The 21,905-nt window shown below is 61.7% G+C and carries 21 protein-coding genes and 1 riboswitch; of the genes, 2 read left to right on the forward strand and 19 right to left on the reverse strand.

What is annotated here, in order from left to right; all coding sequences use genetic code 11:
- Nucleotides 1–36 precede the first annotated feature (36 nt).
- From OEZ71_RS12065 to adh, 8 genes are all read right to left on the reverse strand, one after another.
- The gene (locus OEZ71_RS12065) at nt 37–570 is read right to left on the reverse strand and encodes a peroxiredoxin family protein (RefSeq protein WP_263740242.1); all 534 of its coding nucleotides are present in this window, start codon (nt 568–570) and stop codon (nt 37–39) included.
- Nucleotides 551–883 carry a carboxymuconolactone decarboxylase family protein gene (locus OEZ71_RS12070; RefSeq protein WP_263740243.1) on the reverse strand — a complete coding sequence of 111 codons (333 nt, stop codon included), beginning with the start codon at nt 881–883 and terminating at the stop codon, nt 551–553. Before OEZ71_RS12070 ends, OEZ71_RS12065 begins: the two co-directional genes overlap by 20 nt.
- A gap of 64 nt (nt 884–947) precedes the next feature.
- Nucleotides 948–2,048, reverse strand: a complete 1,101-nt coding sequence (locus tag OEZ71_RS12075) for an acetoin dehydrogenase dihydrolipoyllysine-residue acetyltransferase subunit (protein WP_263740244.1) — start codon at nt 2,046–2,048, stop codon at nt 948–950.
- Nucleotides 2,049–2,052: 4 nt separating this feature from the next.
- The gene (locus OEZ71_RS12080) at nt 2,053–3,060 is read right to left on the reverse strand and encodes an alpha-ketoacid dehydrogenase subunit beta (RefSeq protein ID WP_263740245.1); all 1,008 of its coding nucleotides are present in this window, start codon (nt 3,058–3,060) and stop codon (nt 2,053–2,055) included.
- 30 nt (nt 3,061–3,090) lie between these two features.
- Nucleotides 3,091–4,071 carry a thiamine pyrophosphate-dependent dehydrogenase E1 component subunit alpha gene (locus OEZ71_RS12085; RefSeq protein ID WP_263740246.1) on the reverse strand — a complete coding sequence of 327 codons (981 nt, stop codon included), beginning with the start codon at nt 4,069–4,071 and terminating at the stop codon, nt 3,091–3,093.
- Nucleotides 4,068–5,126 (reverse strand): ATP-NAD kinase family protein, encoded by a 1,059-nt coding sequence (locus OEZ71_RS12090; RefSeq protein ID WP_263740247.1) that lies wholly within the window; start codon nt 5,124–5,126, stop codon nt 4,068–4,070. Before OEZ71_RS12090 ends, OEZ71_RS12085 begins: the two co-directional genes overlap by 4 nt.
- A gap of 154 nt (nt 5,127–5,280) precedes the next feature.
- Nucleotides 5,281–5,625, reverse strand: coding sequence for a DUF779 domain-containing protein (locus OEZ71_RS12095; protein ID WP_263740248.1), 345 nt, complete (start codon nt 5,623–5,625; stop codon nt 5,281–5,283).
- A gap of 61 nt (nt 5,626–5,686) precedes the next feature.
- Nucleotides 5,687–7,228 carry an aldehyde dehydrogenase gene (adh, locus tag OEZ71_RS12100; protein ID WP_263740249.1) on the reverse strand — a complete coding sequence of 514 codons (1,542 nt, stop codon included), beginning with the start codon at nt 7,226–7,228 and terminating at the stop codon, nt 5,687–5,689.
- Between the two features lie 90 nt (nt 7,229–7,318).
- Here adh and OEZ71_RS12105 point away from each other — a divergent pair, with 90 nt between their 5' ends.
- Entirely contained in the window at nt 7,319–8,602 is a 1,284-nt protein-coding gene (locus OEZ71_RS12105) for an RNA polymerase factor sigma-54 (RefSeq protein WP_263740250.1), read from the forward strand.
- Between the two features lie 464 nt (nt 8,603–9,066).
- Here the strand turns inward: OEZ71_RS12105 and OEZ71_RS12110 are convergent, their stop codons facing one another.
- The 8 genes from OEZ71_RS12110 to OEZ71_RS12145 form a co-directional block, all read right to left on the reverse strand.
- Entirely contained in the window at nt 9,067–9,828 is a 762-nt protein-coding gene (locus OEZ71_RS12110; protein WP_263740251.1) for an enoyl-CoA hydratase/isomerase family protein, read from the reverse strand.
- Nucleotides 9,825–11,129, reverse strand: a complete 1,305-nt coding sequence (locus OEZ71_RS12115) for a phenylacetate--CoA ligase family protein (protein WP_263740252.1) — start codon at nt 11,127–11,129, stop codon at nt 9,825–9,827. Before OEZ71_RS12115 ends, OEZ71_RS12110 begins: the two co-directional genes overlap by 4 nt.
- Entirely contained in the window at nt 11,126–11,794 is a 669-nt protein-coding gene (locus OEZ71_RS12120) for a TetR/AcrR family transcriptional regulator (RefSeq protein ID WP_263740253.1), read from the reverse strand. The genes OEZ71_RS12115 and OEZ71_RS12120 overlap by 4 nt, the downstream gene beginning before the upstream one ends.
- A gap of 936 nt (nt 11,795–12,730) precedes the next feature.
- Complete coding sequence (locus tag OEZ71_RS12125; protein ID WP_263740254.1) at nt 12,731–13,495, reverse strand: SDR family NAD(P)-dependent oxidoreductase; 765 nt, start codon at nt 13,493–13,495, stop codon at nt 12,731–12,733.
- Between the two features lie 6 nt (nt 13,496–13,501).
- On the reverse strand, nt 13,502–14,323 hold the full coding sequence (locus tag OEZ71_RS12130; protein WP_263740255.1) for an ABC transporter permease: 822 nt from the start codon (nt 14,321–14,323) through the stop codon (nt 13,502–13,504).
- A gap of 7 nt (nt 14,324–14,330) precedes the next feature.
- Entirely contained in the window at nt 14,331–15,182 is an 852-nt protein-coding gene (locus OEZ71_RS12135) for an ABC transporter permease (protein ID WP_263740256.1), read from the reverse strand.
- Between the two features lie 4 nt (nt 15,183–15,186).
- Nucleotides 15,187–16,347, reverse strand: coding sequence for an ABC transporter substrate-binding protein (locus tag OEZ71_RS12140; RefSeq protein ID WP_263740257.1), 1,161 nt, complete (start codon nt 16,345–16,347; stop codon nt 15,187–15,189).
- A gap of 20 nt (nt 16,348–16,367) precedes the next feature.
- Nucleotides 16,368–17,462 carry an ABC transporter ATP-binding protein gene (locus OEZ71_RS12145; protein WP_263740258.1) on the reverse strand — a complete coding sequence of 365 codons (1,095 nt, stop codon included), beginning with the start codon at nt 17,460–17,462 and terminating at the stop codon, nt 16,368–16,370.
- A 104-nt stretch (nt 17,463–17,566) separates the two neighbouring features.
- Here OEZ71_RS12145 and OEZ71_RS12150 point away from each other — a divergent pair, with 104 nt between their 5' ends.
- Nucleotides 17,567–18,355: a helix-turn-helix transcriptional regulator gene (locus OEZ71_RS12150; RefSeq protein ID WP_263740259.1), complete on the forward strand. Its 789-nt coding sequence runs from the start codon at nt 17,567–17,569 to the stop codon at nt 18,353–18,355.
- A 214-nt stretch (nt 18,356–18,569) separates the two neighbouring features.
- On the opposite strand, the gene OEZ71_RS12155 is transcribed toward OEZ71_RS12150, so the two are convergent.
- The 3 genes from OEZ71_RS12155 to OEZ71_RS12165 are packed head-to-tail and all read right to left on the reverse strand — an operon-like array spanning nt 18,570 to nt 21,398.
- Nucleotides 18,570–19,607: a FecCD family ABC transporter permease gene (locus OEZ71_RS12155; RefSeq protein ID WP_263740260.1), complete on the reverse strand. Its 1,038-nt coding sequence runs from the start codon at nt 19,605–19,607 to the stop codon at nt 18,570–18,572.
- A gap of 20 nt (nt 19,608–19,627) precedes the next feature.
- Nucleotides 19,628–20,575 carry an ABC transporter substrate-binding protein gene (locus OEZ71_RS12160; RefSeq protein WP_263740261.1) on the reverse strand — a complete coding sequence of 316 codons (948 nt, stop codon included), beginning with the start codon at nt 20,573–20,575 and terminating at the stop codon, nt 19,628–19,630.
- Between the two features lie 19 nt (nt 20,576–20,594).
- Nucleotides 20,595–21,398, reverse strand: coding sequence for an ABC transporter ATP-binding protein (locus OEZ71_RS12165; RefSeq protein WP_318527837.1), 804 nt, complete (start codon nt 21,396–21,398; stop codon nt 20,595–20,597).
- 34 nt (nt 21,399–21,432) lie between these two features.
- Nucleotides 21,433–21,649, reverse strand: a riboswitch (cobalamin riboswitch).
- Nucleotides 21,650–21,905: the final 256 nt, after the last annotated feature.

Below are 21,905 nucleotides of genomic sequence, written 5' to 3' on the forward strand. Positions count from 1 at the left end.
GTCCCCTAAACCCTCCAAGGGCGAGCTGACGTCAGACTATCGCGCGAGGTGTGAAAGAACCTCCCCCGACGCGGTGATTGTGACCGCGGTAGCATCCGGTTCGATGGCCATCCAGTCCACCCTCTCGTCACGGATCACCGCCGCATAGCGCTGCGTCCGCAGCCCCAGCCCCAGATCCATCAGGTCCAGAACCTGCCCGGCGTCACGGGCAAACTTCTGGCTGCCATCGGCCATGAACTGCACGGTTTCGGGCGGGTCGAACTGGTCGGCCCAGGCCCTGACCACGAAAAAGTCGCTGGTGGCAAGGATGATGATTTCATCCACTCCGGCGTCCCGGAACGCCTCAGCGTCGCGCAGATAGCCCGGCACGTGATCGTCGGTGCAGGTCGGCGTGAAGGCACCCGGCACCGCGACCAGAACCATGGTTTTCCCGGCCGAACGTGCGGCAAGGTCGATCTGCCTGACCTCGCCGTCCGCCAGTTGCTGAACGGGTGTCGACGGCACCCTTGATCCTGTTTTCATCTCGTCCTCACTCAATGCGGTGATGTCGTCAAAGCTGATCAAAGGCATCCAGCGCCTTCGCCGCGTAGACGGTTCCGGGCCCGCCCGACATTTCGACCGCTATCGCCAGAACCTCGACCAGCGTGGCGCGGTCAGCGCCGTGGGTTTTGGCCTCGTTCACATGATAGAGGATGCAATCCTCGCAGCCCCGCGCGGCGGCGATGGCCACGGCGATCATCTCCTTCATCGCGGTCGCGACATTGCCCTCGCGCACCGCCGTGTCGCTGAGACCCTTGAAGGCCAGCATGGTTTTCTGATCGGCCTTGAAAAGACCCATCAGGCGCTTGTTGGTTTCGGCCAGTTTTTCTTTCTGCGTGCTCATATCATTCGTCTTTCCATGAAAATGCCCACCCGGACGGGAGCGTACCGGGTGGGCAGGGGCCGGATCAGATCTGATCCCTGATCAGATCATTGACCCGCGAGGAGCCCTCCATCTGGACCATGTGGCCCGCGCCCTCGATGACGGTGACGCTGGCGCCGGGGATGGCATTGGCGTGGGCTTGCGGGATCACCGCGTCCCCGGCGCCCCAGATCACCTGAACCGGACCACTGAAACCGGCCAGACCCGCAACGATCCCGGCGGCTTGTCGGCCCGCGACAAAGAGGTTGCCCCTGAGGGCTTCAAGGAAGCCCTGCACACCGTCCAGCCGCTTGTATTTCAAGAGGTCATCGACCATCGCGCGGCTGACAAGGCTCTGATCGGCAAAGAGGTCCTTCAGCACAGGCTTAAGCTCCTTGCGGCTGGCCGCCCCGACGAAACCGTCGATATAGCCGCTGTTGATCTCCTCCCCCAGACCGGCGGAACAGATCAGCGTCAGCGAGGCGACGCGGCCCGGATGGTCGATGGCGACCTGTCCGGAAACGAGCCCGCCCATCGAATGGCCGACAAGATGAGCCTTTTCGATATTGAGGTGATCCATGAGCTGCACCACAGCATCGACCATCGTACCAAGGCCGGGATTGTCCACAGCCTTGACCGACTGGCCATGGCCGGGCAGATCCAGCGCGTGAACCGGCGCCTTTTCGGCCAGCGCGTCGATGTTGAAGAGCCAGTTGTCCAGATCGCCACCAAAGCCATGGATCAGGAGGATCGGCACGCCCTCGCCCTCTCGCGTGGTATAGCGGATGCGGCCGATGGGCAGATCGGCATAGTCATGCGCCGGGCCGGAGTCTTCATCCTCCTCGACCTGCGGCATCTCGAAGGCATCGACATAGGCGTCAACCTCGGCGTCCGACACTTCGGCCGGGGCCAGAACCCCCAGAAGCGCGCGGACAGGATAGACCTCGCCCGCCTGCCCGACGCGGCGCCGGAGGAGACCGCCATCGGCGGCCTCCACGACATTTGCGATCTTGTCGGTCTCGACATCCATGATCTCGTCGCCGGGGCTGATCTCGGTGCCTTCCTCCACATGCCAGGCGGCAAGGGTGCCTTCCCGCATGGAAAGGCCCCATTTCGGCATGAGGATCGGCGTTATCAGATCGCTCATTCCCTCAGGCCCCCATGGTCTTGCGCACCGCCGCGGCGATCCGGTCGGGCGACGGGATGTAGAGGTCTTCAAGCGCGGGCGAGAAGGGCACCGGCGCATGCGGCGCTGTGACCATCGCGATCGGCGCCTTCAGTGCCTTGAACGCCTCCTGCGCCACGCTGGCCGAGACGTCGGAGGCAATGGAACAGCGCGGGTTGGCTTCGTCCACGCAGACCAGACGGCCGGTGTTCTCGACGCTTTCGATCACCGTATCCATATCGATGGGCGAAAGCGTGCGCAGGTCGATCACCTCGACGTCGATGCCTTCCTTCTTCAGCGTCTCGGCGGCGGCCAGAGAATTGGGCACCATGAGGCCATAGGTCACGATTGTCACATTGCTGCCCTCGCGGGCGATGTTCGCCTCGCCGAAGGGGATGGCATAGGGCTCTTCGGGCACATCGCATTCCGAGGCGTAAAGGTTCTTGTGCTCAAGGAAGATCACCGGATCGTTGTCGCGGATCGCCTGGATCAGAAGGCCCTTGGTGTCATAGGCGTTCGAGGGGCAGACCACCTTCAGCCCCGGGATATGGGTGAAGATCGGGGTCAGCATCTGGCTGTGCTGGGCCGCCGCGCGGAAACCCGCGCCGCACATCGCGCGGATCACCACCGGCGTCTCGGCCTTGCCACCGAACATGTAGCGGAACTTGGCCGCCTGATTGTAGATCTGGTCCAGACAGACGCCCATGAAGTCGATGAACATCAGTTCCGCCACCGGCCTGAGGCCACAGGTTGCCGCCCCGATCGCCGCGCCGACATAGGCGCTTTCGGACAAGGGCGTGTCGATCATCTGTTTCGGGTGCTTGTGGTAAAGCCCTTTCGAGACCCCCAGAACCCCGCCCCAGGCATCATCCTCGCCCGCCGCACCGGCGCCGCCGACGATGTCTTCGCCCATCATGATCACCGTCGGGTCGCGGGTCATTTCCTGATCCAGCGCCTCGTTGATCGCGTCTTTCATGCTCAATGTACGTGCCATGTTCTCTCTCCTTTCTCGTGTCAGCGCGTGTCAGTAGGACACGTACACATCGGTGGTCAGGTCTGCGGGGGTGGGCAGGGGCGCGGCCTTGGCCTCGCGCACCGCATCCTCGATCAGCGTCATGACTTCGGCGTCGATGGCATTCAGCTCGGCATCGGTCAGTACGCCCGCCTCGGTCACCTTGGCGCGGAAGATCTTGAGGCAGTCGCGGTTCTTGCGGTTGTCCTCGTTCTCGCCCGGGGCGCGGTAGGTCTGGGCGTCGCCCTCGAAATGGCCGAAGAAGCGGATCATCTTGCATTCCAGGAGCGTCGGTCCGCCGCCTTCGCGGGCGCGCTTCACGACCTCGCCCGCCGCCTCGTAGACAGCGAAGAAATCGGTGCCGTCCACCGTGATGCCGGGCATGCCGAACCCGGTCGCGCGGTCGACATAGCTGTCGGAGGCGACGGCATAGTCAACGCTGGTCGATTCCGCATAGCCGTTGTTTTCCACGACGAAGATGGCAGGCAGGTTCCAGATCGCGGCCAGGTTCATCGATTCCAGCACCGTGCCCTGGTTCGAGGCGCCGTCGCCGAAGAAAGTGATGCCCACCCCGTCATGGCCCAGCTTCTGCGCTGCCAGCGCAGCACCACAGACAAGCGGCGCACCGGCGCCGAGGATGCCGTTCGCACCCATCATGCCCTTGGACAGGTCGGCGATATGCATCGACCCGCCCTTGCCCGCGCAAGAACCGGTCGCCTTGCCATAGATCTCGGCCATCATGCCTTTGACATCCACGCCCTTGGCGATGCAGTGGCCATGGCCCCGGTGGGTGGAGGCGATGCGGTCGTGGTCCTGCAAGTGCATCATGATGCCGACGCCCGCGGCCTCTTCGCCCGCATAAAGGTGCACAAAGCCCGGGATGTCGCCGCGGCCAAAATCGACATGCAGACGCTCTTCGAATTCGCGGATCGTCTTCATCCGGCGATAGGCTTCAAGAAGCCCGTCTTTTTCCAGTGGGAACGGGTTGCTCATGTGGTCCTCCCTGTTTGATGAGCGGTACGCAGCGCCTCGGACGCCGCGCGGGTGAGAAGCCCGTGCCGGGCCGCATAGGCCATGCAATCGGGCACGTTGACGGTTCGGAACGCATCGGTCTGAAGGCGGATGCTGACATCGCAGGTTTCGCTGAAGGTCAGCTCGCGCTCGCCATCGAGCGCGAAGGACCCGGCCGAGACGCTGGGCAGATAGACCGTGTCGGGCAGAACCTTTTCGACGCCGCCGATGCCGACCTCTTCGATCAGGCCGGGCGCGATCGGGGCGACCAGCCGGGTCTTTGCCGTCTCCAGCGGCAACAGGCGCGCGCGCCGGCCTTCGGGTGTCTGCCGGTCAAGTGGCGCCAGAAGCCCGATGATCGACGACATGCCGATCCCGTCTGGCCGCCCGAAGGTGACAAAGAGATCGCGGAAATTTGCGGTCTTCCAGATCGCGCGGGCACCGATGAAGCGTTCGGAGACGACGGCGACATCGACCAGCGCGATCTCACGCTGATCGTTGACGCGCACTTCCAGCCGCTTGTTGTAGGAATAGGCATGATCGCAGGGTACCTGCCCCGTCACCGCCAGCCCTACCGCCAGACCGGTGATCGTCGGTTCGCGCAGTTCGGGGAAGGCGTTGTTCGTGCCGGTGGATACCCCCGCAATCGGCGTGTTGCCGCAACGCGAGACGACGACGCGGTTGGTCCCGTCACCGCCCAGCACCACGATCGCGCCGACGCCCTGATCGTGCATCTGCCGCGCCGCCTCAGCACTGTCGTCCGAGGTGCAGGTGACCGGCATGTCCAGATAGCTGACGCGCGGAAACCGCAGATGGCCCATGCGGGATTCGCGGTCGATGGTGCGCATCAGCTGGGTGCGGATGCCGCCGTTTTCCGGCATGATCACGACCTCTTCCACCCCGGTCGCCATCAATCCTGTCAGCATCCGCAGGACGATATTCGCGCGATCGTTGATCGGCAGGTTGCCTGCATGGCTGACAATCCGCCGGATGTCGCGGGCCGAAACGGGATTGGCGATGATGCCGACTTTGGTCATGGCGGCGGTCTCCTTTCCACCTTTGAAAGCAACGATCGTGCCAGTTTGGCTGGCGCAGCGCATCGCCCGGATGGCGACTTGGCCACAATAGGGAACGGGCAACATCCGAACCCGGACCGCCCGTCATTTCTGGAAACTGCAATTGGATGTGGGATTATTCAGGCAGGCAGATATCGGACCGGGTCAGGAACCTGCGGCCGGACCCGTTTTCGAGCGAAAACATCCCGCCAATCCCCTTGATCGCGTCGATGGTCAGGTCGGTGTGCTTCCAGCGCTCGTACTGATCTGCGTTCATGTAGAATGGCACCCCGTCGACATCGCTGACCAGAACGTCGTTATTGCCGATCAGATAATCGCCCTGCTGAAACAGCATCGGTGCGGATCCGTCGCAGCACCCGCCGGATTGGTGAAACAGAAGATCGGCCCCGAACCGCGCCTTGATCTCGCGCAGCAGGTCCAGTGCCTCGTGCGTTGCCGTCACTGTCATGTTGCGCTGCATTCTTGCGTCCTTTCGCGATGGCGGCCCCGCACCAGGTCGGGACCGCCGTTCTGTCGATCTATCAGAAGAAACCCAGCGCGTTCGGGCTGTAGCTGACCAGCAGGTTCTTGGTCTGGCGATAATGGTCCAGCATCATCTTGTGCGTTTCCCGCCCGATGCCGGACTGCTTGTATCCGCCAAAGGCCGCATGGGCGGGATAGGCGTGATAGCAGTTGGTCCAGACCCGACCCGCCTGAATGCCGCGGCCGAAGCGGAACGCGCGGTTTGTGTCGCGCGTCCAGACACCGGCACCGAGGCCATAGAGTGTGTCATTAGCGATTTCCAGCGCTTCGGCATCGTCCTTGAATGTCGTGACCGATACGACCGGGCCGAAGATCTCTTCCTGAAATATCCGCATCTTGTTGTGGCCCTTGAAGACCGTGGGCTGGATGTAGTTGCCATTCGGCGCGCCCTCGACACTGCCCACGGACCCACCCGTCAACAACTCGGCCCCTTCCTTGACCCCAAGCTCCAGGTAGGACTTGATCTTTTCCATCTGCTCGGTCGACGCCTGCGCGCCGATCATCGTCTCCATCTGCAGCGGGTTGCCCTGCCTGATCGCCTTGGTGCGCTCGACCGCACGAGCGATGAAATCGTCATAGATCGATTCCTGGACCAGCGCGCGCGACGGGCAGGTACAGACCTCACCCTGGTTCAGCGCAAACATGGCGAAGCCTTCAAGGCACTTGTCGAAATAGGCGTCGTCAACATCCATGACGTCTTCGAAGAAGATGTTTGGGGATTTGCCGCCCAGTTCCAGCGTCACCGGAATGATGTTCTGCGAGGCATATTGCATGATCAGGCGGCCGGTAGTGGTTTCGCCGGTAAAGGCGATCTTGGCGATCCGGTTGGACGATGCGAGCGGCTTGCCCGCCTCAAGGCCGAAGCCGTTGACGATGTTCAAGACACCCGCCGGCAGCACATCGGCGATCAGTTCGGCCAGAACCATGATCGAGGCCGGGGTCTGTTCGGCGGGCTTCAGCACGACGCAATTGCCTGCCGCCAGTGCCGGGGCCAGCTTCCACACAGCCATTAAAAGCGGGAAGTTCCAGGGAATGATCTGACCGACGACGCCCAGCGGCTCGGGAATGTGATAGGCATAGGTATCGGCGTCAATCTCGCCGATCGTGCCTTCCTCGGCGCGGATACATCCTGCGAAATAGCGCCAGTGATCCACACAGAGCGCCAGGTCGGCCGCAATGGATTCGCGGATCGGCTTGCCATTGTCGAACGTCTCGGCCACCGCCAGAAGCTGGGTGTTCTGCTCCATGATGTCGGCGATCTTCAAGAGCATGTTCGACCGCTCGGCGATCGACGTTCTTCCCCAGGCCGGGAAGGCCGCATGGGCGGCATCCAGTGCGAGATTGATGTCATCTTCATTCGACCGGGCGATCTCGCAGAGCACTTCGCCGGTGATCGGCGTGACGTTCTCGAAGTAGCGGCCGGATTTCGGTTCGACGAAGGCGCCGTTGATAAAGTTGCCGTAACGCAACTTGAACGGGTACTCGACCCCCAGATGGGACGTGTCGAGCGCGGCGCTGCGGGCTTGGGTGTTCACATTCATGGCTTCCTCCAGGGTTATGGCATTTGACTGCAAGCAACGATGATGCCAAGCTGACAGGGCACCTCTCACGTCAGCGTCCCGGGACAGGCAATGCGGCAAGTTCAAAGGCAGACACAGGCTCAGAAACTTGCCCTGACACAGGTCATGCGCCACTCGCTCGCACTCCTGTCGATGGATGCGGACGAACTGCAAGACGCCATCCGCCGCCAACAAAGCCGCAATGGGTTTCTTCGTACGCCCCCACCGGCCCCGCCCTCTGGCAATACCGGAGAGGTGCGCGCCGACACCGCCGCGCAGGAAAGCGCCACGGACGATCTGTTGCGGCAAGTCTCGCTCATCCGGCTGAGCCCCCGGCAAAGCCTGCTGGCGCGGGATCTGGTTTATAGCCTAGACGATCGCGGCTTTCTGCCCGACAGCCCCGAGGAAACCGCCGACTACCTTCAGTGCAATCTCTCTGAACTGAAGGTGCTGCTGCCGCTCCTTCAGCAGGGTACGGAGCCCGCGGGCCTGTTTGCCTGGTCGCTAGCCGACAGCTTCCGCCTTCAGCTGCAGGCCAGAAACCGTTTCGACCCGCTTATAGAGAGATTGCTCGGCCGGCTCGATCTCATTGCGCGGCAGGATATCGACGCTATCTGCGCGGCTTGCGAGGTTGATCGCGAAGACGCCGTTGAGATGCTCGACGACATCCGGGCCCTGAACCCGGCCCCCCTGGTGCGCCAGTCGGCGGTGGAGCCACAACCGAGCGCACCGGAGCTTTTATTCACCACCAGTGACGGGGATACCTGCACTGCGTCGCTGAACGAATCAGCCCTGCCCCAAATCCTGACCGATGACGCACTTTTTTCCGCTACAATGGCCGCCGAGACTGACGCCCGCGCGCAAAGCTATTACCGCGATTGTTATCGAGGGGCCGCCTCCATGGTTCGCGCGATGCAGAAACGCGCCAACACCCTGCTGGCGGCCGGTCAGGCCATCGCGGATCATCAGCACAAGTACATCCGGACCGGACGCGCCCGCGACAAGCTGCCCCTGACCATGGCGCAGCTTGCGCACCGGATCGGGGTCAACAAAAGCACCATCAGCCGGGCCCTTTCCAATTGCAGGATCGGCACCGATCTGGGCGTTCTCCCCGCCGGGCACTTTCTGGCGCGCCCAGTCAGCGACGAGGCCCCCGACCGGACGCGCGACCATGTGTTGAACAGGCTGCGTCTGCTCGTCGAAACGGAGGATCCACGATGCCCCCTATCGGACGAGGCGCTGGCTAGGCAACTCGTCAAGGCGAGGCTGCCGATTTCACGGCGCACAGTCGCAAAGTATCGGCAGTTTCTTGATATCCCTGGAGCATACAGCCGCAAGGCCAATGGTGGAGCGTGATTCCTGTTCACTCCCAAATGCCCCAATGGCAATCCGCTTCCCTTGGCGACGACCGTAAACTCGAACAAGCTCGCACTCTAAAGTCATCTGAAGCAACGAGGTATCTCAAACCACCGGATCCTTCCACCAAAGGACGGGCCCATGCACTGTGGTTCCATTCGACGTGGAATCTGAATCTCCATAACGGTCATTAATCCTCGGCACTTTCGCACCTGCCGCGAATTTCCGCTTCGGACGAAACGGTCATTTGCACCGATTTGTCCTATTGGCACTTGCGGCCCATTGCGGACTCTGACCGTCGACCGTCACGCAACGGTGCAGCTTCCCTGAAGCCGACCTTGAATGACAGGTGCAGCATTACTGACGGCTGAGCAACTGCAGTGCGGACCAAGCTGCCTTTTGGCAGGGGTCGTCGCTTAGCCAGCACCTGGCCTCGTCTCGGGGCGAATTCTTCTGAAACGAACCTAAAAATCCTTCAGAAGCCGGGTTGTCTCTGGGTCGAGGAACCCCGCGACGGTCGCTTCGGTTTCCAGTTGCAGCGCCTGATGCAGCCCGCCGGCCGTCGCCTGGTTCAGCACTCGTTTCATCGCACGGGTGGACAGTGTCGGCAGCGCGGCCAGTTGCGATGCGACCGCTTCGGCCTCGGCCAGCAATTCATCATCCGCCACCACCTTCCACGCGACACCTATCTCTTTCAGTTCCGCCGCCGAATACCGCTGCCCCAGGAACAGCATTTCGCGTGCCTTCACCGGGCCGACAATACCGGGCAGGATCGAGGTCACGGCACCCGTCACGAACAGGTTGAGCGACACTTCGGGGAAAAAGCCCTTGGCGCTTTCCGCCCAGATCGGAAAGTCACAATTGATCGCCCATTCGAAACCGCCACCGACCGCCCAGCCGTTGATCGCTCCGACGACCGGCTTTGCCCCCATGACGATGGCAACCGTCGCGCGCTGGATCGCGTCGACTACGGCACGGGCCTCTTCTTCGGTCTCAGGGTGCACATGCTCATGCCGGTCATCGCCTGCGCAGAAGGCACGCCCTTCACCGGTCAAGATTATGGCCCGCGTGCCGGGGTCACGATTGGCATCGCCGAATGCGACCGAGATTTCGTCGATCAGGCGGCGGTTCATCGCGTTCATCGCCTGCGGGCGGTTCAGGGCAATCATCCTGACGCCTTCGGCTGTCATTTCCGAGCGAATGGTCTCATAGCTGAAGGTGGTCATTGATAGCTCCTGATCACACGTTTCGTTTTGCCTTCGGTTCGCGGGAATGTCCCGTGGGGGACGATCTTGACCCGGATCGTCGCCCCTAGTTTCTGCTTGAACCGCTCTTCCATCCGCCGGGTCAGCGCGCCATCGTCATGTCCGTCCGCGGCCAGCTCCGCATGCACAGGCAACACGTCGTAGGGTGGTGGCGCGTCCAGAACGATCCGGTAGTCGCCCGACAGTTCGTCAAAGCTTGTCACCACGGCAGCCACCATGGTCGGGAACATGTTCAGCCCCCGCACGACCACCATGTCATCCGACCGACCAATCACCCGGAACCGGAACCCAGCGCAGCCACAGGCGCAGGTGTCAGTGTTCTCGACCCGGATGATGTCGCCCGTGCGGAAACGGACCAGCGGCTGGCATTCTCGACTCAGATGGGTCAGCACCAACTCGCCCTCGTTCCCGGCGGCAACCTCCTTTGGTGTGCCGCTGTCTGAATCGATCAGTTCCACATGCAGCACATCATGCGCTACGAAATGCAGCGCCGTGTCGTGTGCACATTCGGACGCGAAATTGCAGAACACGTCGGATACACCGTAATTCGCATTGCGTGGCTGCATCCCCCAAGTGCCGCTCAGACGTTTGCGGAATGCCGGATCGTCAATGCCGGGCTCGCCCCCGAATAGGCCCAACTTAAGCCCGAGGTCACGGGGGGTGAGATGCGGGAATTTCTCGGCAATGACCCGTTCCAGAACACCCGGGTAGGAGGGCGTGCAGGAAATCGCCGTGATCCCGGTTTCCAGTATCGTGTTGATCAGCAACTCCGTCGATCCGACGCCGAACGGAACGACGGTTGCGCCCGTGCGCTCCAGCGTCAGGTGATCGGTCAACCCGCCCATCCACATCTGGTAGTTCAGGCAGTGGACCACCATCGTGCCCGCCTTCAACCCTGCAAGCGATTGCGCCCGGCCACCGACGATTTCGGTAATTTCGCAATCCCGCGCGCTCATCGCAAGGTTCATCGCCTGCCCCGTGGTCCCGGAGGTCCGGTGCAGCCGGCTGACCTTCTCGGGCGCCGCCGCCAGGTAGTCACCGAACGGCGGCGACGCGGGCTGCGCCAGTCGCAGCCCCGCCTTGTCCGAGAAAGGCAATTCGGCAATATCCTCCAGTCGTCGGGGCGGCGCCTTGCCATCCCAGAGTCTTTGGTACAAAGCCGAGTTCGCGGCGACATAGACGCTTTGCCGCTCCCAAGCCTCCTGCCGTTGCTCCGCGATACCGGCCAGTGGCAACAGGTGCCCGTCCTGAAGCAAGCTCATTCCTCCATGCCTTTCGTCCAGATGCTTGTAAGGGTTGAAATCACCGCCTCGGGATCCCGCGAGATCGCGGCGATCCACGGGTCTTCGGTCACGAAGAGGGCGGTGAGATACTGATCGACCATGCCACCAAGCGCATAGGCCCGACGCATCATCTCGTCTGCCTCAGGATGTCCGGCTTGCTTCTGTCTTTGAAGCGAGCGAACAACAGTTGTTGCCCACTCGTTGTTAAGTCGCTGGAATGCCCCTCTCGCTTCGGGAAAGGCGTCGATGCCCATCACGAGGCATTTCATCAACCCGGCATTTTCTTTGAACAGCGCGTAATATGCCGCAGTCGTATCACGGACGGGATCCTTGCCTTGCCGCGCGGCCGACCGCATCTGGATTTGAACATGGTCTACAAATAGGCCGAGCACCTCTGCCAGGATCGCGTTGAGATTATCGAAGTAGACGTAAAACGTTCCATGGGCGACGCCTGCCGCCTTGCACAGACCCGAAACCGTGAGGCGATCAAATGGCTCTGAAGCAAGAAGCGCAGCACAGGTTACCATCAGGTCCTTGCGTGTGCGCTCTCCCTTACGGAGGCTTGTACGGTCGCCGGCAAGCCAAGCGCAAAATTCACTCTCACCGTGGTGAGGTTCCACAGCGTGAATTGAAAGGCCGTTCATTTTCTCGCTTTTCTCCAGGCAAATACAGGACGCGCTGACCGCTTCTCAAAGGTTGTGCGGGTCGCGCCCGCAGAGAGGATGAATGAATTTTGCCAAGACTCATTCGGCCCTCTGCAACACAACAACCAACGCTAGGTTGACATAAATATGAAAATGATGTCAATTTTATTTTATTCGATCTCAACCTTTGCGGTCAGGGTCATTCGATCTCGTCTCTGTCAGGACAATAGCGCGTCTCGGGCATACTGACGCCGGACGCCGTCTGGCTCGTTTTACTCGTTGCGCCGCTCTCGGGTGTGTTTGCTGCGGGAGGAGCGAGTCTTCTCTGCACCTGGGTTCTGGCTCGCAAGCTGCACCCTCGGTTGGATCGGGCGCGCATTTCTGTCGAGACCTTTTCCAATGATCGCGACGACGACTTCTCCGCCACGGACCCTCTGCAAGCAATGGTTCGCAAGCGGACCCAACGGTTTTGACTACCAGACGAAAGAACCTAGAGAGCCATGTTTTGGCATCGCGCAGTATCACTCGCCGGGGGTCAATGCCAGTATTCTTACGCCTAGCGAAGAGCGGCCCAGCGCGGTCATTGGCCAAACTACTGCCGGCGGCGGCGCAGCGTCCCCAAACTTGCCGTTCGGCCCTAAGCGCAGCATTTCCGGCAGCCGTATGGCCGCTAGACTGGCGAACCCTGCTTAACTGGAAATCGTTATCGCGGTCGTAATTCGACGTACATCTGACACGGAACCTTGAGGTACACCTAGATTAGTAGACGCTTTGCCCCCTAACTTTGATCCGGGAAAGTCAATAGGGGGACAAACAATTGGAGCGACGAGTTCAAGTTGGAAGCGGCCATCATACCGAACCTTGGTCGATCGTGCGGCGTTGTTACAATGCAAGAAATCGCAATACAGGATCTTGCCGATCTCAGTCGATCGGTGGTCAGAGTGACTCTGCACCGTCGAGAACCAGTGCATGTCCTGTCATGAATGACGATCGGTCAGAAGCAAGATATACGATGCTTTCAGCGATCTCGTCGGGCGTTCCCCACCGCCCCATCGGGATGGTTTCCGATACATAAGTCTCGAGCGCTGCTCGGCCTCCCATTTGCGTTTCAAAACCGGCATTAAAGACCGTATCCACGAAACCCGGACAAATCGCGTTGCAGCGCACACCGAAGCGGGCATAGTCGACGGCAATCTGGCGCACCATTGCGATGACGGCATGTTTCGTTGTGCAATACGCGATCATCTCCCGGTCGTACTGCACGCCGGAATTCGATGAGGTGACGATGATTGACCCACGCCCGCACTGCTTCATGACCGCCATCGCGGCGCGCGCAGCAACAAAATGCGACCTGACATTGAGCCTCCAGGAAGCGTCCATCTGGTCCACACTGACCTCATCAAGGCGCCCCGGGATCTGGATGCCTGCATGGGAATGGAGGATATCGAGCCGTCCGAACCTGGCATTGGTTTCAGCTATTGCGTCTTCCAGCGCGGCATCGTCGGTCACATCAAGGCCGAGCGCGTGAGCGTGGCCGCCGCGAGCGGTAATCTCGGCGACAACGGTTTCGGCGCGGTTGGGATCGAGATCGCTTACCACCACAATCGCGCCGTTGCGGGCAAGGGCCAGCGCCCCAGCCCGGCCGATCCCTGATCCTGCGCCGGTCAGAAAAGCCACATGGTTTTGAAGCAGCGTCTCCATCTCGGTTCAGCCCGTTTTCGCGCGGCGGTCGCGCTGCAGGATGGACTGCGCAATAATCAGGATCAGCAGAGACGCTGCCAGAACCATCGTGCCAATGGCGTTGATCTCCGGGGTGACGCCGCGCCGGATCGACGAGAAGACATAGATCGGCAGCGTCGTTTCCGAGCCCGCGACGAAGAAAGCAATGATGAAGTCGTCGAAGCTGAACGTAAAAGCCAGTAGGAAACCGGCGAGGATCGCGGGGAAGATCTGCGGCAGGGTCACCTGCCTGAATGTGCCGAAGGGTGTTGCGCCGAGGTCGGCAGAAGCCTCCATCAAGCTGCGGTCCATACCCGCGACGCGGGCGCGGACGATGATCACGACCAGCGCCATCGTGAACATCCCATGCGCGGCGATAAGCGAGCCTTTGCCCATCTGCAGCTTAGGGGCGTTTTCGGCCACCGGCCAGAGCGCGGCGATCATCGGATTCAGCCAGTCGAAAAGTGTGACGAGCGCGATCAGCGTCGAGATGCCGATGACGATACCGGGCACCATGACAGCAACGTAGAGAAGCGCATCGAAGATCATCCTTGGTTTGCCGGTCACACCCTGCAGCGCCAGAGCCGCAAGCGTTCCGGCGACGGTCGCAAGCGTCGCCGACATCGCCGCCACGGTCGCGCTTGTTTGCAGCGCTTCCATCACGAACGGGTTCGACAGTGCCTTGCCGTACCACTGGGTCGAGAAGCCCTGCAACTGCGCTGCATAACGCCCGGCATTGAACGAAAAGACCGCGATCACACCAATCGGGATGTAGAGGAAGAGGTAGACGGCAATCGCATAGAACCGCATCGCGCCCTCACATCAACGAGACGTCGTCGCGCCCGCCCGCCCAGCGGCGGGTAAACCGCATGTAGGCGGTAACGGTGACGAGCATTATGACGACGAGCGCAACGGCCACGGCTGCGCCGTAGGGCCAGTTGCGTGATTGCAGAAAGAGATCGACGAGCGCATTGCCAACGAAGAACACCTTGCCGCCGCCGAGCATCGCTGGGATCAGGAATTCACCCATCAACAGGATGAAAACCAGCATGCAGCCGGTCGCAACACCGGGCGTCGATAGAGGCAGCGTGACCTGCAGGAAACTCCGCCAAGGCGGGCTGCCGAGGTCGGCAGACGCCTCCAAGAGGCGCTTGTCGAGCCGTTCAAGGCTGACATAGATCGGAAAGACCATGAGCGGCAGATAGCCATAGGTGATCCCGATCAGCACGGCGAAAGGAGTGTTGATGAGGCGTGGATTGCCGAAGCCGAGTGTCGAGATGAGCTTTGGGATGCCTTGACCGCCCAAGAGGTAGATCCAGGCGTATGACCGGATCAGGATCGAAGTCCAAAAGGGCACGATCACCAGGATCAGAAGCAGAGTGCGCCATTTCGGATCGACCTTGACCGCGAGGTAATAGGCAAGCGGATAAGCGATTATGAGACACATCAATGTGCCCGCCGGCGCCAGCATCAGCGTATTCTTGAACGCCGCCCAGCGGGCCCCGAGATTGGCGAAATTTTCCAGCGTGAAGGCGGCGGAGTAGCCCCCCGCCGCCGCACGCTCGCCAAAGCTAAAAACAGCCACGACCACCAACGGCAGGACGAGCATGGCCAGAAGCCATGCCGTCGCTGGCGCCAGCAACAGTGACGTCCTCAGCCGCGTGGACATGCGCTTAGGCTGACTTGAAGCGCGCCATCAGTTCGGCGCGGTTGGGGTCAGTCAGCGTCACCGCCGCGCCGAATTCGAGCGCATCGAGAAGCTCCTGCGCGGGGTAGAGGATCGGGTCGTTCAGAACCTCGGCTGGCAAGAGTGCATCGACGCGCGCGTCGGCGGTCGGGTAGCCGTGGAAGAGCGACTCTTTCGCGTTCACCGCCGGGTCGAGCAGGAAGTTGATCAGCGCATAGGCCGCGTCCATGTGCGGTGCGCCCTTGGGGATAGCGTAAAAATCAGACCAGAGCTCGCCGCCCTCCTTGCCCAGAACGTATTCTATCTCGGGCATGTCACGGTTCATCTGTTTGCCGTCGCCGGTCCAGCAAATTGTCATCCATGCGTCGCCCGACCGCATCGAGGGCTGGTAGTCCGAGTTGATCGCGAAAAGGTGCGGCTTGGCATCGATCAGGAGCTTCTCCGCCTCGGCAAGTTCCGCTGTATCGACCGAATTGAAGGAATAGCCGAAATACTTCAACGCGTTGCCGATCGTGGTGAGCTGGTAGTCGTGCACCATCGTTCGGCCCGAGAAGTCGGCCATTGTCATGTCCCAGAATTCCTTCCAGGTCGTGGGCTTGGGGTTGCTGCCAAGCTGCGCGGTGTTCACGGCAAAGCCCGTCGTGCCCCAGTTCTTCGGCACGGCATAGACGGTGCCGTCCACTGTGCCAGGGCCGGCGAAGCGCTGGTTGTAGGACGCCGCGTCGTAATTGGCGATCTTCGACAGATCGAGCGGTTCGATCAGGTCCTCGCCGACATAGGTGGTGATCGTGTAGTTCGTCGGCACGAACACGTCCCAGCCCGAGCCGCCGGCCTGAAGCTTGGCCAGCATCTCCTCGTTCGAGCCGAAGACGTTGACGTCAACGGCGGCCCCCGTCGCCGCCGTGAAGGCCTCGAAGTTGGCCGGGTCGTGGTAGTTCGGCCAGGTGGCAAGCACCACGCGGTCGCCGATATTGGCCTGCGCCCAGGCGGCCGACTGAAGCCCGGGCATGGCCGAGCCCAGCACCGCCGTCGCGGCGCCGAGGCCCGTCACGCCGAGGAAGTACCGCCGCGTCACCGAGCCCTTCTTGTAGCGATAAAGCTCGGCCATGAATTTCTCGCGTGAGATGAAATCATTCCGGTTCGTCATGTTCATTCTCCCAGTTGGTTTCAGTCGTTGTTGAGAATCAGCGCCGCGCCATCCCGCCAGCGCACGCTGCCCGTTTCCCCCGGTTCGAGATTGCCCTCCCCCGCTTCCGCCTGGCGTGATGCAAGGATCAGGAACTGGCCCAGATCGGGGTTCTGGACCAGATATTCGGTATGTTCCCCAAGAAAGATGCGGTTCACGACGGTGACGGGAACGTCGCCGCTGCCCCGGCTGAGGCTGATCTGTTCCGGTCGCAGGCTCGCAATCGCGCTTTGGCCGGTCGCAATACCGGCGCTGGCATGGCCAATGAAGGAAATGCCGCCAGCGCCGCGCATATCCGCCGTTTCACCGGAGACCGACGTCACCTTGCCTTCGAAAAAGTTCGATTTTCCGACAAAGTCCGCGACATAGCGGTTCTTCGGCCGGTCGTAGAGCTCGCGTGGGCTGCCGATCTGGACGATTCCGCCATCGAGCATGATGCAGATCCGGTCCGACATTGACAGCGCCTCTTCCTGATCATGAGTGACGAGGATGAAGGTGATCCCAAGCTTCCGCTGCAATGTCTGCAACTCGATCTGCATGTCATGGCGCAGCTTTTTGTCGAGCGCCGCCATCGGCTCGTCCAGAAGCAGAAGTTTCGGTTCGTTGATGATCGCGCGAGCCAGCGCCACACGTTGCTGCTGACCGCCTGACATTTCCCAGATCCGGCGCGGACCGAAACCCGGCAGGCGCACGGTTTCAAGCGCACGATTCACCGCTGCCTCAATCTCAACGGCGGGCGGCCTGGGACGCCGCTGGCGTAATCCGTAACAGATGTTCTCCGCCACGGTCAGATGCGGAAAAAGCGCGTAGTGTTGAAAGACCATGTTTACGGGGCGCTGATGAGGAGGAATATCGTTAACCCGCTGCCCGTCGAGATAGATGTCACCTTCTGTCGGCGTTTCGAATCCTGCCAGCATCCGGAGCGCCGTTGTCTTGCCGCACCCCGAAGGGCCGAGGAAGGACAGGAACTCTCCACGATTGATGCTGAGATTGATATTCCGGGCCGCGACAACGGCGCCGAACCGTTTGGTCGCGCCGCGCAGTTCCGCGATGGAGGATTTATCGTCTCCAGTCAAACTTTCAGCACCCACAACTATGCCTCAGATTGGCATAAATCGTAGAAAATAGCTTTCATCTTGTATATACCACAAAGTGCATAGTTTAGCGAAAGATGCGCCAGATGAGCATAGGGCTCCAATTCGACCGGATCGGCCGGATGATTACCGCCGAAGGCACCTCGGACTTTCCGAAATGCCTCGCGGAGTTTCTGCGGACGGTCGCAACCTATGATTTTACGGTCATGTTCAGCTATCGAGGCGCAGCGCGGCCGCTTAACCTGTTCGACGACTTTCCAGGCAAGAAACGAGCGATCTTCGTCACCGACTATCAGGCGGGGCCCTACATGCTCGACCCGTTTTATCTCGCGGCGACGAAGCCGGTCGAGCCAGGGCTTTACCGGATGCGTGATCTTGCACCCGACCGATTTTATCAGGGCGAGTATTTCCGCAGTTACTATGTTCAAACCGGGCTCGCCGAAGAGATCGGCTTTTTCATAGATGCGGGTCGCGGCGCGGTCGTCGTCGTTTCGCTCATGCGCGCACAGAAAGTCTTCTCGGCAAAGGAATTCGCCGCCATACAGCGCGCCTGGCCGATCGTCGAGGCCGCCTGCGCACGCCATTGGGCCGATATCGCCGACCAGTTCAACACCAAAGGCGCGGCGGATGCGGACTCGTCCGAAGGGCGGATCGAACGCACCTTCCAACGGTTCGGGGATGGGCAATTGACACCGCGCGAACGTGAGGTCGTCGAATACACGCTCAAAGGTTATTCGGCCGAGGCGATCCGGCAGGTTCTCGGCATCTCCTCGGGCACGGTGCGCATTCACCGGCGCAATATCTACGCCAAACTCGGTATCAGCTCTCAAGGAGAGCTTTTTGCTCGGTTCATTGACACTTTGGTCAATACGTGAAGCGGTATGGAGCGGACACAAGCGTCATTCCCGTCAGCGCAAGCGGCCCAGAGCCGACATCAAGCAGCTACCTACGATGCTGCGGTCGCAGCCCGCTTTGCTGCCATTCGTGTGGATCGCGGCGGTAAAACATCTGACAATGGCACGAGATGCAATGCGGAGTTTGGTCTTCATTCTGCCGATCTCAGAGTCCGCATCCAGCAAAATCATCGCGTCAGGCCCGCCGGCCAAGCAGCCAGACGAAGAAGAGCCCGCCGAGAAGGCCGGTGACGACGCCGATGGGCATGTCCTCCGGGGCCATGACGATGCGGGCGAAGGTGTCAGCCCAGACGAGGAAGATCGCCCCGAAAAGCGCCGAGAAGGGCAAAATGCGGGCATTGTCGCCGCCGAGGATCAACCGGACGATATGTGGCATCATAAGCCCGACGAATCCGATCATGCCGGAGAAGGCGACCATCACCCCGGTGATCAGTGCGCCCGCGACAAAGACCGAGAGCCGAAGCCGCGCGGGGTCGAGGCCGAGGGTGGCGGCGGTTTCGTCCCCGACCGTCATTGCATTGAGCGCCCGGGCCTTCGACCAGAGCCAGAGCCCCGCTGACCCGAGGATCGCGGCCGGATAGATCAGGTGCGACCATTGTGCGAGGCCAAGCCCGCCCAGCATCCAGAAGACGACCGTATGCGTGGCGCGGGGATCGCCGAGGAAGATCAGGATATTGGCCCCGGCCATCACGATGAACGACACCGCGACGCCCGCCAGAACCAGCCGGTCGGCCGAGGTTGCCCCGGCCAGCCTTGCGGTCCCGACGACCAGCATCGCGGCGAGAAGCGCACCGGCAAAGGCCAGAAGCGGCACGGTCAGGAGGCCGAGGAAAAGACCTGTATGGAGAAGCGCGAGGATCGCCCCGAAAGCCGCGCCCGAGGAGATGCCGAGCAGATGCGGATCGGCGAGCGGATTGCGGGTTACGGCCTGCAAGGCCGCGCCGACAAGGCCGAGCCCGCCGCCGACAAGGGCGGCGAGCAGGGCGCGGGGAAAGCGGATTTCCCAGACGATGGCGGCCTGCGCGCCCGTCGCGGCCGCACCGGGCAGAAGCTTCGACAGGACCACATCGATCACTGTGGCCAGCGGCACCGGCACCGCGCCGACCGCCACCGCAATGAGGATGGAAAAACCGAGAAGGCCGAGACCGGCGCCCGCACCCGCGCCGAGGCGGAGGCGGGTGGCACTTGGCAGGTTGGTGGCGATATCGGCCATTCCCGTCTCTTCCGTTCCTGTCAGTTCACGAGCTTTTCGCGCGCCTCGGAAAAGCCCACGACGAGGTCCTCGACCGCGCGGATATTGCGGGGGCCCGGAGTCGCCTCGACATAGTCGAGGACGACGAAGTTGTCATTCTTTACGGCTGCCATCCCGGCAAAGGCCGGGTTGGACTTCATGAAGGCGATCTTCTGTTCGGCCGTCACGTCGCCGTAATTGACGATGATCACCACTTCCGGATCACGCGCGACAACCGGCTCCCAGCCGACGGTGGCCCAGCTTTTTTCCAGATCATCCATCACGTTCACGCCCCCCGCCGCCTCGATCAGCGCGGTCGGCATTGCGTAGCGCCCGGCGGTGAAGGGCGTGTCCTCGCCGCTGTCATAGACAAAGACGCGGATCGGATCGGTCCCGCCGACACCTGCCGTCACCTCGGCCAGCCGCGCCTCGTAACCCGCGACCAATTCCTCTGCCTTTTGTTCGACGCCGAAGATGCGGCCGAGATTCAACAGGTCATTGTACATGTCGGCCATCGCCACCTTGGGTTTTTCACCGATATGGATGCAGCTTTCTGTAAGCTCGTAGACCTTGATGCCGAAGGGGGCGAGCGTTTCGGGCGTCACCTCGCCGCCGACCTTCATGCCGTAGTTCCAGCCGGCAAAGAAGAAATCCGCACCGGCGCCCACCAGCACCTCTTTTGTCGGGTATTTTTCCGACAGTTCCGGCAGTTCCGCGACGCCTTCGCGCATCTCCTCGTCGAGCGTCTTCCAGCCCGAGATGCCTGTATAGCCCACCATCCGGTCGGCAAGGCCGAGGACCAGCATCATCTCGGTCAGGTTGACGTCGTTCGAGACCGCGCGGGCGGGCGGCGTGTTGAAGGTCACGTTGCGGTTGCAGCTTTCGACGGTGACCGGTTCGGCAAGGGCTGCGCTGGCCGAAAGCAGAAGGGCGAGAACGGGCAGTTTCATAAATGGCTCCGTTGAAGGGTCAGAGATGGAAGGAGAATCTGGGCGTGCCACCCGACCGGTCGATCCGGGCGGAGACGTTGAAGGCGTGGGCGATGGTTTCGGGGGTCAGGATCTCGGCCGGGCTGCCCTCGGCCAGTTTCCGGCCCCCGGCGAGAACCAGCAGACGGTCGGCGAATTCGGCGGCCAGCGTCAGGTCGTGCAGGGTCAGCACCACGGTCAGGCCAAGCTGGCGCAGCAGCGCCAGCAGTTCGAGCTGATGGCGGATGTCGAGGTGATTTGTCGGTTCATCGAGAACCAGCAGTTCCGGCTCCTGCGCCAGCGCGCGGGCGATCATCACCCGCTGCCGTTCGCCCCCTGAAAGCCGGTCGAACCGGGTTTCTGCAAAGCGAGTGAGGTCAAGCTGCCGGAGCGCGGCGGCCACGATCTCGGCATCATGCGCGCTGGCGCCGGATAAACCGTCGCGATGCGGCAGGCGGCCGAGAGACACCATCTCGCGCACGGTCAGGGCGAAGTCGGTGGGCTGTTCCTGCACTACGGCGGCGACCCGGCGTGCTGTTTCGCGCCGGGGCAGAGCATGCAGGTCGACGCCAGACAGCAACACCTGGCCCAAGCGCGGTGTGAGGTAGCGGTAGATCAGCCGCAAGAGCGTCGACTTTCCGGCCCCGTTCGGTCCACAGACCGCGAGGACCTGATCTCGCTGCAGGGCAAAGGACAGATCGTGCAGGATGTCGGGCGCGCCTTTCGGCCCCCAGGAGAGGTCGTGGACGCCGAGATGCGGCGCATCGGGAACGGGATCGGGCGCGAGAGCCCTTTGCATCGCCATCAGAACACTCCTTCCGGGACACCCCGCCCGGGTCGAGAACCAAATTCAGATGGCAGGTCTCCTGACTTCGCGGGTCAACGCTCGCCCCGCCTTCCCGGCCCGGATCGGACCAGTGGCGTCGGGGGTCGCTCGCCGCTTACAGTTGCGGGGGCAGTCACGGGTTTGGCGCCTGATGGCTACACCGCACCGTGTTCCCTTTTCATCCGGCACCGCTTTGCGGGCCCGCCGGAACCATCGGACGTGAATCTACTGCCGACACCGTGGAGCGCTGCGGCAAACACGACAAACAGCATCACATTCGCGACTGGCATTTTCTGCGCCGATGTCAGCGGCGGCCAATGCGGACCGCCATTACACTTTCGAACGCTGCGACGCAGCTCCATCAGCTCTGCCGTTAACAGGACTCATCGGACGCTTCAGTGCAGTGCTCGCGGGCCACGCGCGAAAGTTTTGGGGGCGAGGGCGCATTGGCACTAGCGGGCATAGGAACAGAGTAACTCCTTAAAA

This window comes from Albidovulum litorale, from assembly GCF_025751495.1.
Lineage (GTDB): Bacteria > Pseudomonadota > Alphaproteobacteria > Rhodobacterales > Rhodobacteraceae > Albidovulum > Albidovulum litorale.

What these genes read in the sequence shown, in the direction of transcription:
- OEZ71_RS12160 (WP_263740261.1), bottom strand. Translation starts at nt 20,575, where the DNA reads ATGAAACTGCCCGTTCTCGCCCTTCTGCTTTCGGCCAGCGCAGCCCTT.
- OEZ71_RS12135 (WP_263740256.1), bottom strand. Translation starts at nt 15,182, where the DNA reads ATGTCCACGCGGCTGAGGACGTCACTGTTGCTGGCGCCAGCGACGGCA.
- adh (WP_263740249.1), bottom strand. Translation starts at nt 7,228, where the DNA reads ATGAATGTGAACACCCAAGCCCGCAGCGCCGCGCTCGACACGTCCCAT.
- OEZ71_RS12075 (WP_263740244.1), bottom strand. Translation starts at nt 2,048, where the DNA reads ATGAGCGATCTGATAACGCCGATCCTCATGCCGAAATGGGGCCTTTCC.
- OEZ71_RS12085 (WP_263740246.1), bottom strand. Translation starts at nt 4,071, where the DNA reads ATGAGCAACCCGTTCCCACTGGAAAAAGACGGGCTTCTTGAAGCCTAT.
- OEZ71_RS12070 (WP_263740243.1), bottom strand. Translation starts at nt 883, where the DNA reads ATGAGCACGCAGAAAGAAAAACTGGCCGAAACCAACAAGCGCCTGATG.
- OEZ71_RS12120 (WP_263740253.1), bottom strand. Translation starts at nt 11,794, where the DNA reads ATGAACGGCCTTTCAATTCACGCTGTGGAACCTCACCACGGTGAGAGT.
- OEZ71_RS12155 (WP_263740260.1), bottom strand. Translation starts at nt 19,607, where the DNA reads ATGGCCGATATCGCCACCAACCTGCCAAGTGCCACCCGCCTCCGCCTC.
- OEZ71_RS12090 (WP_263740247.1), bottom strand. Translation starts at nt 5,126, where the DNA reads ATGACCAAAGTCGGCATCATCGCCAATCCCGTTTCGGCCCGCGACATC.
- OEZ71_RS12130 (WP_263740255.1), bottom strand. Translation starts at nt 14,323, where the DNA reads ATGCGGTTCTATGCGATTGCCGTCTACCTCTTCCTCTACATCCCGATT.
- OEZ71_RS12095 (WP_263740248.1), bottom strand. Translation starts at nt 5,625, where the DNA reads ATGCAGCGCAACATGACAGTGACGGCAACGCACGAGGCACTGGACCTG.
- OEZ71_RS12150 (WP_263740259.1), top strand. Translation starts at nt 17,567, where the DNA reads ATGAGCATAGGGCTCCAATTCGACCGGATCGGCCGGATGATTACCGCC.
- OEZ71_RS12110 (WP_263740251.1), bottom strand. Translation starts at nt 9,828, where the DNA reads ATGACCACCTTCAGCTATGAGACCATTCGCTCGGAAATGACAGCCGAA.
- OEZ71_RS12125 (WP_263740254.1), bottom strand. Translation starts at nt 13,495, where the DNA reads ATGGAGACGCTGCTTCAAAACCATGTGGCTTTTCTGACCGGCGCAGGA.
- OEZ71_RS12065 (WP_263740242.1), bottom strand. Translation starts at nt 570, where the DNA reads ATGCCTTTGATCAGCTTTGACGACATCACCGCATTGAGTGAGGACGAG.
- OEZ71_RS12080 (WP_263740245.1), bottom strand. Translation starts at nt 3,060, where the DNA reads ATGGCACGTACATTGAGCATGAAAGACGCGATCAACGAGGCGCTGGAT.
- OEZ71_RS12115 (WP_263740252.1), bottom strand. Translation starts at nt 11,129, where the DNA reads ATGAGCTTGCTTCAGGACGGGCACCTGTTGCCACTGGCCGGTATCGCG.
- OEZ71_RS12105 (WP_263740250.1), top strand. Translation starts at nt 7,319, where the DNA reads ATGCGGCAAGTTCAAAGGCAGACACAGGCTCAGAAACTTGCCCTGACA.
- OEZ71_RS12165 (WP_318527837.1), bottom strand. Translation starts at nt 21,398, where the DNA reads ATGGCGATGCAAAGGGCTCTCGCGCCCGATCCCGTTCCCGATGCGCCG.
- OEZ71_RS12140 (WP_263740257.1), bottom strand. Translation starts at nt 16,347, where the DNA reads ATGACGAACCGGAATGATTTCATCTCACGCGAGAAATTCATGGCCGAG.